3 protein-coding genes are annotated in these 19,380 nt (G+C 62.7%); all 3 read right to left on the bottom strand.

Annotated elements, in window-relative coordinates; genetic code table 11:
• Window positions 1-4 precede the first annotated feature (4 nt).
• The gene (locus DV707_RS05865) at window positions 5-4,768 is read right to left on the bottom strand and encodes a PGF-CTERM sorting domain-containing protein (protein WP_146063898.1); all 4,764 of its coding nucleotides are present in this window, start codon (window positions 4,766-4,768) and stop codon (window positions 5-7) included.
• Between the two features lie 1,723 nt (window positions 4,769-6,491).
• Window positions 6,492-7,331 carry a hypothetical protein gene (locus DV707_RS05860; RefSeq protein ID WP_103990167.1) on the bottom strand — a complete coding sequence of 280 codons (840 nt, stop codon included), beginning with the start codon at window positions 7,329-7,331 and terminating at the stop codon, window positions 6,492-6,494.
• A 99-nt stretch (window positions 7,332-7,430) separates the two neighbouring features.
• A complete protein-coding gene (locus DV707_RS05855; RefSeq protein ID WP_160113903.1) occupies window positions 7,431-18,080 on the bottom strand; it encodes a choice-of-anchor D domain-containing protein in 10,650 nt (3,549 codons plus the stop codon).
• Window positions 18,081-19,380 lie beyond the last annotated feature (1,300 nt).

Raw genomic sequence — 19,380 nt, 5'->3', positions numbered from 1 at the left:
GGGTTCAGCGGCGTCGCCGCAGAACCATCGCGGCTCCGAGCAGTGCGACGACCGCGGGGACAATGCCGAATCCGGGCGTTTCGGTGGAACTCTCTTCCTCGACGTTCACGGTCCCAGCCTCAACTTGGTCGCCAGTGTCGACCTGAGCGCTGACGTCGTAGGTGCCGGCCTCCGGGAACGGCATCTCATAAGTGACAGTCCTCGTGTCGCCTGCTGAGACGTTGTACGACGACGTCACCATAATGCCCTCGCCGCGATACAGGGAGAGGTTGATTTCGCCCTCTTCATCTCCAGTGTTCTGCAGCGTCACGTTGACGAGGACGGTCTCGTCCGCGGTGATATCGGTCCGTGAGAGTCCGGCGTCGGCGATGGTGACGTTCGCCGGCTCTGTCGGTTCTTCGACGGTCACGGATCCCACGTCGACGCTGTCACCGGCTGCGGTGACAGTCAAATCGTACGTGTCGGCTGAGTCGATTGTCGTTTGGAGATCGACGCTGGCAGTACCGTCCGCGGGGACCGAGGTGGTCTCAGAAGCCGAAATCGATCCATCTGCGGAGGTCAGTTCGACCGTTGTCTCCCCTTCCGCGTCACCCTGATTTTCGAGTGTGACGTCAACAATCACCTGGTCACCGACCGTGATGTTATCGTCCACGGCCGAAGCGCTCTGGATGCTGATGTCGGATTCAGGCTCGGTCGTATCGACCTCGTTCAGCGTCACGGTGACGTTTTCGTCGCCACCCGCTTCGGTGACGTTCACTTCCCGGACATAGGTCTCGTCGACGAACTGCTCGGCGTTCGGTGGTCGTTCGACGCGGACCGTGTAGTTCCCCGCGGCCTCGATTCCCGGCTTGTCGCCGACGACGAGGTAGCCCCGTTCGTCGGTCAGGCTTCCGAGTCGGGCGCTTGTCGGCTCGGGCGTTCCGGACTGGTTGGGAACGATGGTCACCAGCGCATTCTCGACCGGTACGCCGGACTCGTTCTCGACGCTGACGTTGAGCACGCCGTGAGCGTCCGGGACAGTCTGCTCGGCGAGGTCGTAATCGCCGGCACCGACCTTGACGGTTGTAAGCTCGTATAAGTCCGTCACGCCGTCGCGCGGCGCGAGCGTATCAGTCTCCGCGTCGCGTTGTCCGACCGCGACGCTGTAAGTCTGGTTCGCGCCGACCGGGACAGCGAACTGACCGGTGTCGTTCACCTCTTCGGAGACGAAGGAGCGCGCGCTCTGTCCGACCAGGACGTCGAAGTCAGTCAGGGAATCGCCCGATTCGTTCTCCAGTTGGCCGGTCACGTTGACACGCTCTCTGACGACGACCGTGACGTTACGCTCACTGTCGATCTCGAACTCCGTCGTGTTCCACGCGTAGTCGTCAGTCCCTCTGACGCCAACGCGGAGCGTCCCGTTCACCTCGATGCCGGGCGAACTCGCCCCGTCGAGGACGACCTCGCCGGTCGCGTTCGTCGTTCCCGGGTGGTGCGAGGAGGCGGCTCCCTCGAACTGCTGGAGATCCACCGTCGCTCCCGAGACCGGTTCGCCGTTCGTGTACTCAACCGTGACGTTCACGAGGTGTGCCGGCGGCAGCGTCAGATCACCCACATCACGGTCCTCGTTCTCAAGCTCGATTGCACTGAATGTGTGGAGGTCGGGGCGGCCGTCCTTCGGGAAGTTCGGTCGGTCGCCCTCCACATCGATCTGTTTGAATCCGAGCGCGTAGAACTGGTTCGGCTCGGGGTACAGCTCGAAGTAGCCGCTGTCGTTGGTCGGACGGTAGTCGCCGCCGTCGCCGCTGCTGAACAGTTCCATCCGGTATCCGGAGACCCCGTCACCGTTCCAGTACTCGACACTGCCGGAGACGGTCACGTTGCGATCGAGCGTGACGTTGACGGTGTCCTCTTCTGTCACGTTGACCCGTTCGTACTCGGTTCGTAGCTCCGTCCCTTCGGGGGCTGACGCCCGGATGTCGAGCGATCCGTTGGCCTCCACGGTGAGCGTGCCGTCGGAGACGGTGGTGTCGCCGCCCCACTGGTAGGCGTCGTTCGCCGTGCTCCAGATCTCGATCGTCGCGTCCTCGACGCGGTCTCCGCTCGGATCGAAGACGTTCACGGTGAGGTTGTGCGCTTCAGGAAGCGTGACGGTTCCGAGTTCGGCTTCCTGTGCGCTCGTCACGTTAGCGATGGCGTAGACGTCGACGGTGCCGTCCTGCGGGTAGGGTGGAGTGAACTCGCTGTCCGCGTCGCCCTGAACGAACCCGACGTGGTAGGCACCGTCGGCGGCGACACGCGCATCGAAGAACCCGTTCTCGTCGGTGGGGACGGTGTCGCCGACACCGTCACCGACCGGGTTGACCTGTACCACTTCACCGGCTGCGGGCGTTTCCCCGTCAGATTCGAGGATCGTCCCGTTCACCGACGCCGCCGGTTGGAATTGGACCGTGATGCCTCCCGGCTCGTCGACGACGACGTTTCGTCGATTCGTATCCGCGAGGCCCGAGTCTTCGGGCGCGTCCACGTACACGTCGATCGAACCGTTCAGCTCTACGCCGGGCGATTCAGCGCCGTCGAGCACGACCGAGCCGTTCTCGTTCGTTTCGCCGGTGACGCTGACAGCGAATTCCTCTCCGACGTTGTTGTCCGATACGTAGACGTTAACTCCGGAGGCGTTGGAGCCGTCCGGGTTCTTCACGGTGATCTCGAACGGATGCCCGACGCCGAGTTGCTGGGTAGCCAGGTCGATGTCGTCCGTTCCAGTCTCGACCCGTGTGAGCGATTGGACATCCGGAACTCCATCCTCCGGGAAGTCCGTTTGCGTGTCGATCCCATCTTGTCGGAAGCCGAGTTCGTAGCTCGCATTACGCAGGAGCGAGAGCCTGAATTCACCATCTGGGGAGAGTTCTGTATCGGCGTAGTGGCCCGTCTTCGGACTCTGAGCGAACACTTCTCCCTCTGTCACGTCGGTGTCGTCGGCAGTCGTGAGATTTCCGGTGACGTTGAGTAGTCCCCTCGCGTCGAGTATCACCGTCTCGTTTTCTGTGACCTCAAGGTCTCGTTGTGCGTAATAGCTATCAGACTCGAGTAAGACATCTACCGTCCCGTTGACTTCCAGGCCGGGCGTCCCGCCGACGTAGGCCCAACCGGTTTCGTTAGTTTCCAGTGCTACGCCGGAGTTGAAGCCTTCCTCGTTTCGGTGGTTCACTTCGATCGTCTCATTTGAGAGCGGATCGCCCGACTGATTGACAAGCCGGATCTGGAGGCGGTTACCCTCGGGAAGCGAGATATCGTTTTGCGTCTGTCCGCTAACGGAGATTTGATCGGCGCTGTAGACGTCAGGCACGCCGTCAATCGGGTACTCTTCTACTCCCTGCCGGAAGAGAACCTGGTAGTCTCCCGGAGTCAACGAGAGCTCGTACGACCCAGTATCGTCGGTCTCGTCGAACTCGACTTCTCGATCGTCGTCGAATTCTCCGTCTTCAATGGGGAGGTAAGTGATGGTAGCGTTCGGGACCGCATCGTCGTCAGCGTCTCTAACAGTTCCGGTGACCGTGCTACCCGATAATTGAACGGTGATTTTCCGGTCGTCACTCAGATCTGGCACGTTCGTCGTGTTGTTGACGCCGCGGTACGCCGCTCCGACGGTCACGTTGCCGACGAGTTCGAGGGGAGCATCGCCCTCACGGAAGAAGTACCCGCTCTCGTTCGTGGCGTTGCGCTCGCCGTCCTCAATAATAGCATCGCCGTTCGTATGTCCGATCGCGACGTCGGCGCCCTCGATCGGCTCACCGTCCTGGTCGACGACCTGCACGGAGACGTTGTAGGCTTCCGGAATATCGACCTCACCAACGCTGATGTTCTGATCCGCACTCGACGGTGAAACGGGCTGGATCGCATAGAGGTCCGGCACGCCGTTCGTCACGTCACCGACCTCCTTGTCGCCGAACGCCAGCATATACTCTCGATCCGGGGACAGGCCGCCGATCTCGAACTGGCCGTTCTCTCCGACTGTCGTGTCGATACCCTCGACCCCGTCGTCGGTCAGGGTAAAGACACTAACCGTATCACCCTCCGGCGGCTCCGTAGTGGTATTGATCGTGCCGTTGACGGTGGCACCGGGTAGTTCGACGGTGATGTCTGTCTCGTCGTCGACAGTCACGTCCGTGGAGTTGTTGACGCCGTTGAACTCGGCTTGAACGGTGAGGCTGCCGTTGAATTCGAGCTGGCTCGATCCGTCCTCCGAGACGTATCCCGTTTCGTTCGTCGCGTTGTACACGCCGTCTTCGACGACGGCGTCACCGTTGGTGTGACGGATCACCAAGTCCGCATCCTCGATCGGATTTCCGAACTGATCCGTGACCCGAATCGAGACGTTGTGTGCCTGCGGAAGGGTTTCTTCGACCTCGGCAGGTGGAGTGACTCTTTTGATCGCGTAGAGGTCCGGGACGCCGTTACGTTCCTCTCCGATATCGTCGTCGCCGTAGACTAAGTTGTACGTCTGATCGGCCGCAAGGCCGTCGATCTCAAACGTCCCGTCGGCTGCGACTTCAGTGTCTTCTCCGACGACGTTATCGTCACCATCAGAGCCGCCGTCATCATCGTCGGCACCTCCATCGTCAGTGCTTTCATCGGATTCGTAAAACGCGCCGACTACATCGCCGTCAAGTGACACCCCATTCTCCGTAGAGAGTGATCCTTCGATGCTCGCTGTCGCGGGTTGCTCTCTCAACTCCGGATACGACGTCGTGGTCGTCCATATCGCAGCGAAGTCGAACCCAGTCATATTCCCGCTGGCGGTCTCACCGGTCATTTCCGCTGTGGTTAGACCGGTTCCACCGTCGGAGGTCGACACACCAGTCACATCAGTGTCCCAGTAGGACTCCGACACCGACGCATCGGTACCGTTCCCGACGAGACCGCCCGGTTGCGTTGCCGCCCCGGTGATCGATCCGGCCGCATACGACGTCGTAACACTACCGTTCTGAACGAGGCCGGCGAACCCACCGACCGCTTGGGTGTCCTCGACTGTTTCGACGGATGCGGTCGTGTAGGAATTGAGTATCTCTCCCTCGTTATCGTTCGGACCGGTGGTGACGGTTCCAACGAAGCCGCCGACGCGATCAGAAGCCGTCACGCTGCCTGATGCCGACGATCGTTCGATCGTACTCGCCTCGATCCGTCCGGCGAATCCGCCGACGTCGGCCGTGCCGTTAACCGTACTCTCCGTCGAAGAATCAATTACGGTCGCAACCCTGAGAGACATCGATCCGACGAATCCACCGACGGAGCTTTCACCGCTTACTGTACCCTGTGCCGCCGAGTTCTCGACGGCACCAGATCCTCTGACGGATCCCGCAAGCCCGCCAACGGACTCATTGCCCTGAACGTCGGCGGTCGCCGAAACATTCTGGATCGTTCCCCCGTTCACGTCCCCAACAGCCCCACCGACGCGGGCACCACCAGTTACGTTTCCTGTTGTAGTGGAGGAACGCACGAGGCCGTCAGAATTAATACCGCCGACGAGGAGGGCGCTTCTCAGATCTCCCGTGACGTTCGCCTCCCTGAGGTGAACGTTCTCGATTGTTCCGCCATCATTTACAGCCCCAAACAGCCCCGTATCGAGATCCTCCGGACGGTTGACTGTGAGACCTGAAATCGTATGTCCGGCCCCGTCGAACGATCCGGTGAACGAAGCAGAAGCGTCTCCGATCGGATCGAATCCCGCGCCGTTATTCCACTCACTCGTACTCGACGCGTCGATATCGGAGATGAGTACGTAGTGTGCGCCGAGTCCCTGTGACTCGATACACTGCAGTTGGGAGACGTTCGTGATCTCGTACGGACTCGATTCGGTTCCATCTCCTTCATATCCGACCTCCGAACAGGTCGGTGCCGTTGACGCCGAAGTCCCGCCTGATGAGCTCTCCGCGCTGGCGCTCCCCATCAAGGACGACTGCTGGGCGTCGATCCCCGGTACCATCGCGACCCCGGCGACCGGACTCACGACGAGCAGTACGCAGACGACCAGTACGAACGCGACGCGACCGTATCGTGAAATTGGTGTATCCATTTTATCGCGAAAATTAGATGTGCGGCGATTGATTCTGCCGGTCGGTCGTCCGGACACTACTCAACTGACCCCGTCTCGTCAAGTCCCCACCACGGAACATATTGCTATATCAGTTAGTGAATATGTAAAAAATTACCGGGAGAGGCCATCTAAACGCCTGTTTTTAGAAATAATAATACACCATTTATTCAAAATGGTATTTCACACACTAAATGACGTCTAAGCGAATATTCAGTCTTCTATGAACGCCTAACACATATCAGATATTAGTTGTATCTCACTCTTATTTCTGAGAAAGAGACCAGGCTACTGCGGGTACAAACGGGTGCCTCGATACTCGTCTGTCGCCGCGACAGCGACACGTCCACACCACCCGGAGATATCGAATTGACGAACGGAGCCCACCTCGCTTCGGTGGCCGCTGTGACACCGTCGCTCACTCCCGAGCGACGACCGCGAAGGTCACGTACGGAACGAGGTATCCGAGGGAGTACCCGACGAGGTGGACGTAGAGGTTGGTGAACGACGATCCGGTGACGCGGACCGACGGAAACGCGGCGAACGGGAACGCGAAGAACAGGAGGATGCCGACGCTCGCGAGTTCGGCGTACCCCGGCGGGAAGAACGACCGCTTGAGGTTCGCGACGGTGAGCCGCGAGAGGTCGACGAACAGTTGCCGGCCGAGCAAAGCCAGACCCACCGCCGAGATTCCCAACACGAGGTAACTCAGCCGGTTGAGCGGAGCGGCGATCAGCGTGATCGTCCCGATCCCGACGAAGTACAGAAGCGGCGCCTGCTGGAGGACGAGTGCCTCAGTGAAGCGACGGCGCAGATACCACAGCAGCGCGATCGGCAGAAACCCGAAGAACGCGGCGAGGACGCCCGAAAAGCCGATCGCAACGCCCGTCCTCCCGCGGAAGAGACCGACGATGAGCATCGACAGCACGACGGGAAACACGAGCACGAACACCGCAAAGACGCCCCAGAACGTGTCGCGGTACTCCGCGAGCGTACACAGCAGGTACGCCGTCGGCGCGACCAGCGCGTACCCGACGAGATTGCTGATCAGATGGGATCGTGAAAAATGCGTGAAGTTCGCGACGTACAACGAGACGACCGACGGATCGGAGTACTGCAGTGCGAACTGCCGGCGGACGCCGTACGGCAGTGTGAACACTCCGAGGAGGACGGCTGGAACGATCGCTAAAAGCAGGACGTCGTACCAGGCTGATCGCCGGGCGAACTCGTCGGCAATGGAGGCCGGCCGGACGCTCACGGACCTACCTCGCCGCCCGGATTAAAAATACGTGTGGGTCGGACGGTCGGGTCGAACGAACGAAATCGAGAACCGGCGTCGAGAAACCGCGGTCGCGGGTTACAGCTCGCGGCGCCGGTAGACGAAGAATCCGGCGATGGCCAGGACGAGCAGCGCGAGCAGTCCGAGCAGGGCGAGGTCGACGTCGCCCAGCGCGGACACCTCCTCGGTCGTCGTCGCCGTCGCGGTCGTCGTCGCAGTCGCGTCCTCAGAGACGGTCAGCGTGCCGGCGTTCGAGCCGCTGACGCCGACGTCGTAGGTGCCGGCCTCCTCGAACGTCCGGGTGAACGTCACCGTCTCTGAGCTTCCGGCGTCGACGGTCACCGACTCCTGCGTGACGGTCTCGCCGTCGACGGTGAGGTTCGCCGTGAACGTGCCGGACCCGTCACCGGTGTTCTCGACGGTCGCCGTGACGTCGACGGAGTCACCCGTCCCGATCTCCGTCGATCCGAGCGTCGCGTCAGTCACCTCGAACGCGGGCTGTTGGGCCTGCGCCGTGCTCACCGCGAACACGGAGAGGCCGGGCGAGACGGCCTCGAACTGGACCGCTCCGTCGGCGCTGCCGGTCTGTGACGTCTCCAGCGCGTTCCAGGAGCCGTCGTGGTACCGGTAGAGCACGACGTCCTCGGGCGCGACGCCGCGTTCCTCGAGGCGGTCGCGCTCGACCGTGAAGTCGAACGTCACGTCACCGACCTGCTCGTCGGTGAAGTCGTGTTCGATGTTGAAGTAGCCGAGATCGCCCTCCTCGTTCACCGGCGGCGTGTCACCGGGAGAGCCGCTGACGGACATCGACGTGCTCTCGACGTCCTCGCTGAAGTCCACGCTCACGGCGTCGAGCTGCGGACTCGCCGCGCCCTCGCCGGTCACGCCGGGTTCGATCGTCACCGGCTGGCCGGCGGTGGCGCCGGTGATTGACACCTCGGCGGTGCCGTCCTGAACGGTCACGTCGACCCGTGCGGGCTGGGTCGGCGCGGCGGGCTGTCCGCCGCCACCGCCGCCACCGCTGGGTGGCTGTTCGTCGTCTGCTTCGGTAACTTCCAGATTGCCTGCGGGCTCACCGCCGAACGCGACGGGGAACGTCCCAATCTCGCTCGGCGTGAACGCGACCGTGACTTCCGTCGTGTCACCCGCGTCGACGTCAACGGTCTTGGTCGCGACCGTGTCCCCATCGAGGGTGAGCTCGAAGTCAGCCTCGCCGTCCGCGGCGCCGGTGTTTTCGACCTCGGCTGTCACCGACACGGGATTATTCTCCGTGACGGAGGTGGTGTTCAGGTTCGCGCTTCCGCTCACCACGCCGAGGTTCGGCTGCGGATCCTCGACGACGATCGCGAACTGCGAGAGGCTGTCGGTCGTCGCCTCGTAGGTGTAGTCGGCCCGCTCCTCGCTTTCGAGCGTCGTTCCGCCGCTGACGGGTTCGTAACTGCTTCCGTCGTATCGGAGGAGCTCAACGTCGGACTCGCTGGCGTCCAGGTCGGCGAGTGCGGCCTTGCTCACCCGGAAGGTGAAGGTGTTGTTCTCGAGTGAGCTCGCAGAGAGGTTCGACTTCGTCGCCGAGACGTAGCGGATCGCGCCGTAGTCATCGTCTTCGACGGCGGCTCCGAACGGATCCGGCTGGCCATCGATCCGGAGCTCGAAGTCGTCGCTGGTCTGGACGAACGGCTGCGTGCCGGTCACCTCGGCGTCGGCGTCCGGGTACGGCCGGAAGCTACGCTCCGGCTGGAGTCCGGGGTTGACGTTCTCGTAGGAGACATCCACGCTGCCGTACGCGACGGTGACGATGGTCTCGGAGTTCGAGAGGAACACCGACTTGCCGGGCTGCCGCGGATCGGTCGTGATGACGTTCAGCGAACCGAACTTCGGTCCGGGCACCTGCGGCGTCAGCGCCACCGTGACGGTCGTGGATTCACCCGGCGCCAGGGCGTCAGCCCCCGCGTCGGTCACCGTGAACTCGTTGCCGATGCCGCCCGAGGCGGCCACCGCGCGGAGGTTCACGTCCGCGGTCGCGTTGACGCCGTTCGTGATCGTCAGCGTCCGCGTGGACGTATCGCCGATCGACGTCGAACCGAACTGGAGCGCGTCGGTGCTCACCTGGAGATCGGGCGTCTTGCCCGTCCCGCTGAGATCGACTTCCAGCGTGCCCTCGTCGGGATCGTCGCTCCGGACGATCAGCCGCGCGGTCTGCGCGATGCCGTCCTGGGCGTCCTCAACGTCGTCTGTCGGCGGTGAGAACTCTAGTTCGACCTCTCGGCTGTCTCCGGGCTCGATCGTCAGCGACGACGCGTCGGTGACGGTCGGATCGACTACCTCGAACTGATCGGAGTCCGCGCCGGCGACCGTGAGGTCGGAGACGCTCAGGTCTGCGTTCCCGTCGTTCGAGACCGTGACCGTCGTGGTTGTGGTCGTTCCGAGTCGAGTGCGGTCGAACTCGATGCTTCCACTGCCGAGTTCGATGTCCTGCTCGACGCCGGTCGCGCCGAGGCTAGCGGTCGTTGTCCCGGACTCGGCCGTCTGGATCTCGAGCGTCGCGGTCGCGCTGCCGGTCACGCTCGGCGCGGCCTCGACGGTGAAGGTCTCAGAGCCACCGTCCCCGACCGTGCCGGTCGAGAGACCGCTCACCTCGAAGGCACCGGCGTCGTCGCCGGTCACCGAGACGCTCGTGATCTCCAGCGGCGCGTCGCCGGTGTTCGCGAACTCGAACGTCTCCTCTGAGCTGTTCTCGATCTGGACGTCACCGAAGTCGTTCGTCGACGGCGAGAGAGAGGCGTTGCCCTCGACGCCCGTGCCGTTGAGATCGACCGTGTGGGGACCACCGTTCGACGTCAGCTCGAATGTCCCCTCGTACTCGGTCTGCGCATCGGGGCCGAACGCCACGGTGTAGGTCTCGGTCTCGCCGCGTTCGAGCGAAGTCGAGCCCCCGCTCACGACGGTGAAGGCGTCCGAGTCGCTGACCGTCGCATCATCGATCTCCAGCGTCGCGTTGCCGTCGTTGGTGACGGTGAGCGTGCGACGCTCGGAGCTACCGGTGCGGACGTCACCGAACGTCCCGTTCAGGTCGCTGGTGACGCTGAGGTTGGCCTCGATGCCCTCTGAGGTGAGTCTCACGTTCGTGTCGCCGACCGACGCCGTCGAGATGGTGAGGTCAGCCGTCTGCTCACCCGTCTCGGTCGGTTCGGCCGCGATCGAGACGGTGCGGCTCGCGCCGGGGACGACGGTGGTGTCGTCACCGACGCCGTCGGTCACCGTGAACTGATCCGTGGTGGTCGAGACACCCTCGATCGTGAGCGTCTCACCGCCGTCGTTCGTGATCTCGACCGTCCTCGACTCGCTCGTCGTGTCGGTCGGGACCTGGCCGAACTGGACCGACTCCGGATCGACCGAGACGCTCGGCGCCGAGCCGACGCCGGTCAGGGAGACCTCGACGGTGTCCTCGTCGGGATCGTTGGTCTCGATCTCTAGCGTCGCGGTCTGTTCGCCCGTCGTGTCGGGGTTGAAGTCGACAGCGACGATCGCCGATTCGTTGCCGGCGATCTCCGTCTCTTCCGGTGAGGTCACGTTGAACGCATCCGTCTCGTCGTCGGCGATCGAGACGTCCTCGATCGTGAGGTTCGTGCCCGGCAGTCCGTCGTTCGTGATCCGGACCGTCTCGGTCGCCTCCTCGTCCCCGGCGGTGTTCACGTAGCCGAACCCGAGGTCGGTCTCGTTGACCGAGACGTCCGGCGGCGTTGCCTCGCCGGACAGGGAGACCGCGAACTGGCTGCTTCCGGCGACGTCGCCCGTCGCCTCGAAGGTCACGGTCGCCGAGTGGCTGCCGTCTTCGGTGGGTGCGAACGCGATCTCGACGTCCGCCGTCTCTCCCTCACCGAGAGAGTCCGGAACGGTGCTCGAGTCGACCGCGAACTGGCCCGCGCCGCTTCCGCTCTTGGAGGTGACGCGCAGTCCCGTGAGTTCCTCCGTCCCGTCGTTTTCGAGCGTGACGGTCTCGACGGTCACGTTGTCCTCACCGATCGTCTCGTACTCGACGGTGGAGGGACTTCCCGTCAGATCGGTCGCCTGGCCCTGGCCCTCCAGCGTGACGTTGACCGTCTCGTTGTTCGGGTCGTTCGTCGTGAGCGTCAGGTTCGTCGTCCTCAGACCCGGGCTCGTCGGGGAGAGTCTGACCGGAATCTCGCGCGTCTCGTCGGGCTGGACGGTGATCGTCCCGGGCGAGCCGACGAACTCGAAGTCGGAGTTCGACAGCGCGTCCGCCGTTTCGATCTCCAGTGCCGCGTCGTCCGTGTTCTCGATCACGGTCGCGTTGGTCGAGGAGCCGCCGACCGCGACGTCGCCGAACGTCAGGTTGGCGTCGTCGGCCGGCGTCGTCACCTCTGCCGTCGGCGTCAGCGTCGTCGCGGAGAGGTTCAGCGTTCCGTTCTCGACCTCCTGATTGTTCGTATCGAACGTGAGGTTCGCGGTGGGCGAGAGATCCGTCGGCGTCATCTCGACCGTGACGAACTCGGACTCTCCGGGATCGAGGGAGATGTCGTCGACCTCGCTGTCGACGGTGAACGTCCCGTTGGTTTCGTCGTCCACAACGGGCGTCACCGTGAGAGTGTCAGTTCCAGTGTTCTCGATGAGGACGCTCGCGCTCTCGGTGGAGTCCTGCGTGACCTCGCCGAACGAGTACTCCCCGCTCGGTGAGAGGAGGAGTTCGCCGCCGAGTCCGGTGCCGCTCGCGCGCACCTCGACAGTACCGTTGAACGGATCGTTCGACGAGAGGCTCAGCAGACTGCCGTACTCGCCGGCCTCGTCCGGATCGAACTCGACGTCGATCGTCTTGGTGGTGTCCCGGTCGATCGTAATCGTGCCGGTCTCCGAGCGACTGAACCCGTCGCCCATCGACTCAGTGGTGATCCGGAGGTCGCGGTTGCCCGTGTTCTCGATGGTGACCGTTTCGGTCGGACTGTCTCCGAGGTCGGTGTCACTGAACCGTAGCGACGAGGGATCGACGCTGATTCCCGGCGCGACGCCGGTCCCGGAGAGGTTGACCTCGCGGACTGGGTCCCGCGGCGTGTCGGCACGGAACCGAAGCGTCGCGGACGTGTCACCGCGCGTGGTGGGCGTGTACGCGACGGTCACCGTGCCGTTCTCGCCGGCGGCGATCGAATCGGGTGCCTCCAGAACCTCGAACTGGCTGGCGTTGCCGCCGATGACGCTGGCGCTTCCGAGGGAGACGCTGCGTCCGCCGTCGTTCGCGATCTCGACCGTGAGCGTCTCTTCGGTTCCACCGTCCGGTGCGGCACCGACCTCACCGAACTCGGCTTCGTCCGGAACCGTGAGCGGATCGGTGACGGTGATCTCGACGGTGTCGCGTTCGTAGACCACTTCCTCCGTTCCGGTCTTCGTCACGACTGCCGTGTACGTGCCGCTCTCGCGGACGGTCGTCTCGGCTACGCCACCCGTGGTCGAGACCGACTGACCGGCGATCGCGATCGTCGCATCGTCGACGCCGGCGCCGTCCGCGTCCTCGTTCGTCACGGTGAACTCGACCGTTTCACCCGACGTCACCGTCGAGGTCGTCGTCGTCAGGTTGAGCTCGTTCTGGTTCCGCGCGATCGAGATCTCGGTCGGATCGAGGTCGTTGACCGAGACCGTGCGCGTCGCGTTGTCCGCGAAGGTGAACGTGAAGTTCGTCGAGTTGGTCTCGCCGGGCGCGACGTCGACTGTCACCGGATCGTACGACTCGTTGGCGGCCGGCGTGATCGACACGTCGACCTCGGCTGAGTCGGTGATTTCGCCGCGGTTCGTGACGTTCGCCTGCACGCGAATGGCATCATCGACCGAGATCGCCGTCTGGTTCACCGTGTAGTTGGCGACGACGGCCGCCGGCTGGACATCGACCGTCGCCTCTTCGTCGGCGTCGGTCCCGTTGTGCGTGGCGGTGAGCGTCTGTTCGCCCGTGTCGTTGAGCTGCGCCGAGAGCGTCACCGTCTCCGAGTCGCCCGGATCGACGGACCGGACGGAGTAGTCCGCCGTCGTCCCGCTGACGTTCAGCGTGACGTTGCGCTCGCCGGCGACGCCGCCGAGGTTCAGCAGGTCGACAGAGACGTCGACCGTCTCGCCCTGATACACCGTGTCCTCGCTCGTCACGTCAGCGCCGAGCAGGAGCACGTTCGCCGGGCGGTTGACCGTGAACTCCACGCTGTCGGGGTTGTAGGAGATCTGTTCTCCGTCCGCCGTCACCGAGGCTGAGACCGTTCCAGAGGTGAAGTTCGCGCTCGCCTGCCCGCTCGGTCCCGTCTCGAGAACCTGACCGCGCGCGACGATCGTCACGTTCTCGATCGCGTCGTCGTTACTGTCGGTGACGTTGAAGACGACCTCGTCGTCGGTCGTCGGGTTCTCGGTCTCGACTTCCACGGAGAGGTCGACGATCTGCTCGGTCACGAGGACGCTCGTCTCCGGTTCCTCGTTGACGGTGACCGGCGTCCGGCCGACGGTGTCGAACGTCCGATTGAATTCGACGTACTCCTCCTCGCCCGATCCGAGGTTTCTGACGGTGGCGTTGTCGACGTCCTCCTGACCGCCCACGCTGAGGTTCACCGCGAAGCTCTCATCGATTTCGGATCCGCGGTTGCGAACCGTCGCGTTGATCGTCGTCTCCTGCTCGTCGACGGTCACAGACGTGTTCGTGAGCGTGTAGTCCGTCACGACCGTCTGCGGATCGATCTCGACTTCGCCGGCCACCTCGTCGCCGACGGAGAGCGTCGGCGAGCCAGTCTCGTTGAACGTCGCGTTCAGCGTGATCGTGGTGTTGGCGTTGCCAGCGAGGTCGACGGTCTGGTTGTCGAGCACCTCGCCGGAGTCGTCGGTGAGGTTGATCGTCGCTTCTCCAGACCGGTCGCCGTCGTTCACGACGACTGCCTCCACCTCGACCTCGTCACCGGTGTACGCCTGGGTCGTCAGTCGGTAGGCGTCCGTGACTTCGATAGCGGCCGGTGCCTGGACTGTGACATCGACCGAGGAGCTGTTGTAGCTCGTTCCGATATCCTCGGGTTCCTTCGTGGCAGTCACCGTGTAATCACCGGCATCGAGCGTTTCGGGCGTGGTAATGTTCCGGACGCCGTCGGTGACGTCGTACGTCTCGTCGCCGATGACGAGTGTCGCGTCGACGAGATCACCACTTTCGTTTCGCACGGTGATGTTCAGGTCCGTGCCTTCAGTCACAGTGGCCGGGTTCGCCGAGATCTGGAGGTCTTCGACGGCCTCAGCGACGGTGACTGTCCGCGTGAATCCTTCACCTGTCGGCCCCTCGACCGTTACCGTGGTATCCTCGCTGAACGTGAACGTTTCAGAGACGGTTACGGATTCGCCGTCGGGGATCTCCCCCGTGTTCGGTTCTCTCGTTTCGCCTTCTCCCGTGGTGAAGTTGACGGTGACGGGGTCGTCGGAAGTACTCCCGCGGTTCGTGACGACTGCGTCCACGCGCACGGCGTCTTCGGTCGTCACCGCCGTGGCGTTGAGCGAGACGTCAGTCACGATCGACTGCGGCAGGATCGTGACATCGCCGGCCTCGACGCCGTTGACGGTGAACGTCTCCTCGTCCGCCGTCGCGTTGAGCTGCGGCGTCAGGGTGACCGTCCGCGACTCCCCGGCGCCGAGCGTCACGTTCCGCGTCGTGACCGACTCGTCCGAACTGTTCGTGACGTTCAGTTCGAGCGTGCCCGGAACGCCGCCGTCGTTCTCGACAGCTGCGAAGACCTCGGCGTCGTCGCCGGCGTAGACCTCGTCAGTCGGGAGGAACGCCTCGGTGACCGTGAGGTTCGCCGGCTCTCGGATCGTGACGCTCGTCGAGGCGCGCTCGAATGCCGTGGTGTTCGTGCTCTCGTTCGAGGCGCGAGCGGTGTACCGACCGGCTTCTTCGAACGTGGTGGTGTTCGTCCCGCTCGCGTCAGTGATGAGCGTCTGCCCACCCACGCGGATCGTCGCTCCTTCGACCGGGTTGTCGTTTTGGTCTTCGACGAGGAATTCGACCGTCTCGTTGGTCGTCGTCGTAGACGTCGCGTTCGATTCGATCTGGAGGCCGACGCTCTGACGTTCGACCGTCACCGTCTGTTCGAGGTCGTCGACGGAGACGGTCCGGTCACCGGCGGCCACATCCGTGGTGTCCCATATCAATTCGGTCGTGTTGGAACTACTCCCGTTGACGACGACGTCCTGGGAGTCGACCGGGTTGTTTTCTCCTTCGATCTCAAGCTCGACCGTCTTCGTATCCTGAGTCGAACCCCGGTTCTCGACCGTCGCGGTCACCACGAGTTCCTCGCCACTCGTCACGGTCGGCGCGACTGAGAGGTCAGTCGTGGCGAGTGCGGGATCGACCGTGATCGTCTGGTACTCCTCACCTTCGACGGTGACGTTGTAGTCACCCTCGTTCGGCGCTTCTGCGGTGAAGACGAGCGTCGTTCGCTCGCTGCCGTTCAGCTCGACGGGCTGGCTCGGCTCCGGCCCTTGGAAGCTGAAGTTTATCTCTTCGGATCCCTGCAGATCGCCGAGGTTCTCCACGGTCACCTCGACGGTCAGGTCATCGCCCTCGTAGAGCTGGGTTCGCAGTGGCGAGACGTCGATCACCTGAATGTCAGCGGGCGCGTTGACTCGGACGTCCACGGAGTCGTTGAGGTAGTCCACGCTCGGCGTCGCCGGCTTGGTCGCCGCCGCCGTGTAGTCGCCCGATTCGTTGAGTTGGATCGTGACCGATTCGTTGTCGGTCCAGCGCTGCTCGCCGGCCACGGTGATCGACGCGTTCACCGGCTGCCCGTCGGTCTCGCTCGTGACGTTGAACTCGACGGAGTCACCTTCGGTGACCTCCCTCGGGTCGGCGGTGATGTTCAACTGCCGCGCCGCGCGGTCGACGACCACTGTCGACGGTGCGGTCTGGACTTCACCGTCGAGGTCGGCGTCGCCGACGGTGATCGTTCGGGTCCCCGCGGTGTCGAACGAGGTGGTGAAGGTCAGGGTCCGCGTCTCACTGGCGTTGAGCGAACCGCTGTAACTCTCCTCGGCATCGATCCGTTGACCGTCGGCGTAGACGGAGGCGTTGAACTCCCGTTCGACGCCGTCCTCGTTCGTGACGTTGGCAGTGATGGTCACCGCTTGGCCGGTTTCCGGATCGAACGGATCGACCGAGAGGTCGCTGTACACGATATCGGACGGCTGGAGGACGTAGAGGTCGATCGACGAGCTGTTGTACGCGATCGTTTCGTTCCCTTCCTTCGTCGCGGTTGCGGTGGTCTCGCCGTCGCCCGTCACCGTGAGGTTGGTTACGCCGTCCGCGCCGGTCGTCCCAGTCGCTTCACCGACGGTGACTGTCGCGTTCGGGATCGGATCCTCTTCGGCCGAGGCGTTCGTCACCGTGAACCGGACGACGCTTCCGTTGGACGGCTGGGTCGTGTTCGCCGCGATGGACAGATCAACGACCTCCTGGTTGGCCTCGACGCTCAGGGGACCGAGCCCCGAATCGACGAGCGTTAGGTTGTACGTTCCCGGCTCTTCGAAGGTGTACTCGAACTGCAGCTGATCCTCTGCGCCGCCGGCGAGGGGCACCGAGTCTTCCAGCGTGGTCACCTCTTCACCCTCTAACGAGACCTGGAGCGTCGCGTCGACCGTCGTCTTGATATCGCCCGTGTTCTCGACGTCCGCGGTGACGGTGACAGAGTCACCGACGGTAACCGCGTCAGCTGACGACTCGAAGTTCGAGTAGCTCACCGCCGCGGGACTCTGAATCGTGATGTTTCGCACGTCCGCAGCGTCCGCGCTCGCGATGGTGAGGTTCAGTTCCCCGACGTCGCTCTCACTCGGGTCGTAGTCGAAGCTGACCGTCTCGGTTCCGCCTGCATTGAGTGAGACATCCGTGCTGTTGGCCTCACTCCCGTTCACGAGCAGCCGGACGTCCTGGCTATCGGACAGGTCACCGACATTCTCGACGTTTGCCGTGACCGTGATCGTGTCTTCGCCGGCCACGAATTCAGCGCCTTCGGCCGGTTCGGTGATCGCCACGTCGAAGGTGGCGTCTTGGACGACCGACACCGACCAATCGGCGGTGTCGTCCTCGCTGGCGACAGCGAAAGTGAGAGGTTCACCGGGGGTAGCGCCGTCGGCCTGGTACTCGAACGTGACCGACCCGGACTCGCCGGGTTCCAGCCCGAGGCTCTTACTCTTGACCTGGTCACTGTTGTGTTCCAGCGTGATGTCCTGTTCGGCGAACTGGCCGCCGAAGTTGGTCACGTTCGCGACGATCGTCGCGGTTCCACCGGGAACGACGGTGTCGTTGGAAGCGTCCCCGTCGATTTCGACTTGGAACTCAGGCGGGCCGAGGATCGTCACGCTCTGAGTTGCCGTATCGTCCGCCGTGCGCACAGTCACGTCGCGACTACCGGCATCGGCTTCAGACGTGGGCACAGTGAAGTTGAACTCCTGTGACGCACCGGAACCGATCGTGACGTCCGATCTGGTCTCGACGACCGTGCCGTTGAACAGGAATTCGACGTCCTGGGTTCCCTCCGCGCCGCCGGTGTTTTCGACGGTCGTGTTCACCGAGATATCTTCGCCCGCTGTGACCGTGTCGTCCGTCTCAAGCGGACCGACGACGAAGTTCGGTCCGGGGTTGACCGTGACGTCGGTGGTGGCGAAGTCGTTTTCGGAGCTGACGTTCACCTCGTAGGTGTCAGCGTCGACCTCCACGTTCTCGAAGGTGAATTCGACCGTTTCGGTCGTGCCGGGATCAACCGATATTTCCGTGGATTCAGTCGCTCCTCCGAATTCCGCTTCGATCGTTTGCGTCCCGGAGATGTCTCCGTCATTCGTGATGTCCGAGACTATTGTCAGGTTATCTCCCTGGGTTACCTCGTCGTCGGAGGCTCCTCCATCAATATCAACAGAGAAGTTTGCTCCCTGATCGCCGACTCGAACGGTGGTTGAATCGGTACCGTTGGGAGTTCGAATTTCTGCTGTTACGGTTTCAGGTACGTTATCAAAGTAACCGCCAACATCCTCATCTGTGTCATACACTAGTGATATCTGTTGTGACTCCCCGGCAGAGAGGTTGATGCCCTCTTGTTCATATTCTGGGCTACCAAGTGATCCCCCGATGACAACCTGATTACCGTCAAAGTACAAATCAGCCGTATCATTGACCGTCCCGTTACCAATATTAGTCACCGTCGCGTTGATGACGATCTCTTCACCGTCTACGACGTTGAGATCCGAATCCTCCTCATCGATTTCGACGGTCGCCCACGGATCAAGCTCTTCAGTCAGCGTGACCGATTCTTTGTTCGTGTAGACTTCGCCAGTTTCGTTGTTCTCGGCGATGTGAATGACCGAATATTGGCCAGTGGAGAAGTTCTCGAAGGTTCCGATCTCGAAAGTCGTCTCCGTTCCCGTATTCGCTTTTGCGACTATCGAGGCGTTTTGGACCTCTGCATCAGGGTTGTCGGTGAGCCGATCACCAATGTTTCCGCCGATGAAGCGGAACGCGTCGTCGACAGTGAAGACACCTGTTTCATCACGTTCACCGAGATCCTCTCCCATTAACGTGGAACCCTCTTCGACTCGACGAACCCCCTCGAACCCGGATATACTCGATTCGACCGTGATATTGTTGGGATCGACGTTGGAAAGATCGCTGATTACAGCAGTTACCGTTTCGTCACCGAGATCATTTTCATCGTACAGAATGACCGCCTGCGTGATCTCACCTTGACCGGATAACGCGGCCTCGGCTTCGACAGTCACGTTCTCTCCCGGACGGTATTCCGGGGCCGGGTAATCGGAGTCCTGCCGCGACGTATCAACGGTCGATTCCCCGTCTTGGACGACAGCGAAGTCAAGTCCGACGACGCGCACGTTGTCTAACGTGACGTTTCCAGTGTCGTCGACACTGACACTACCATTGTTGACCGCTAAGAAGACATAGTTGCCGCTGCCACGACCATCGGCCTGTAGATCGTACGTAATCTGCTCACCGTCACCGATAGTCGTG

This window comes from Halobellus limi (assembly GCF_004799685.1).
Taxonomy (GTDB): Archaea; Halobacteriota; Halobacteria; order Halobacteriales; family Haloferacaceae; genus Haloquadratum; species Haloquadratum limi.
This window is presented reverse-complemented; position numbering and strand designations above follow the sequence as displayed.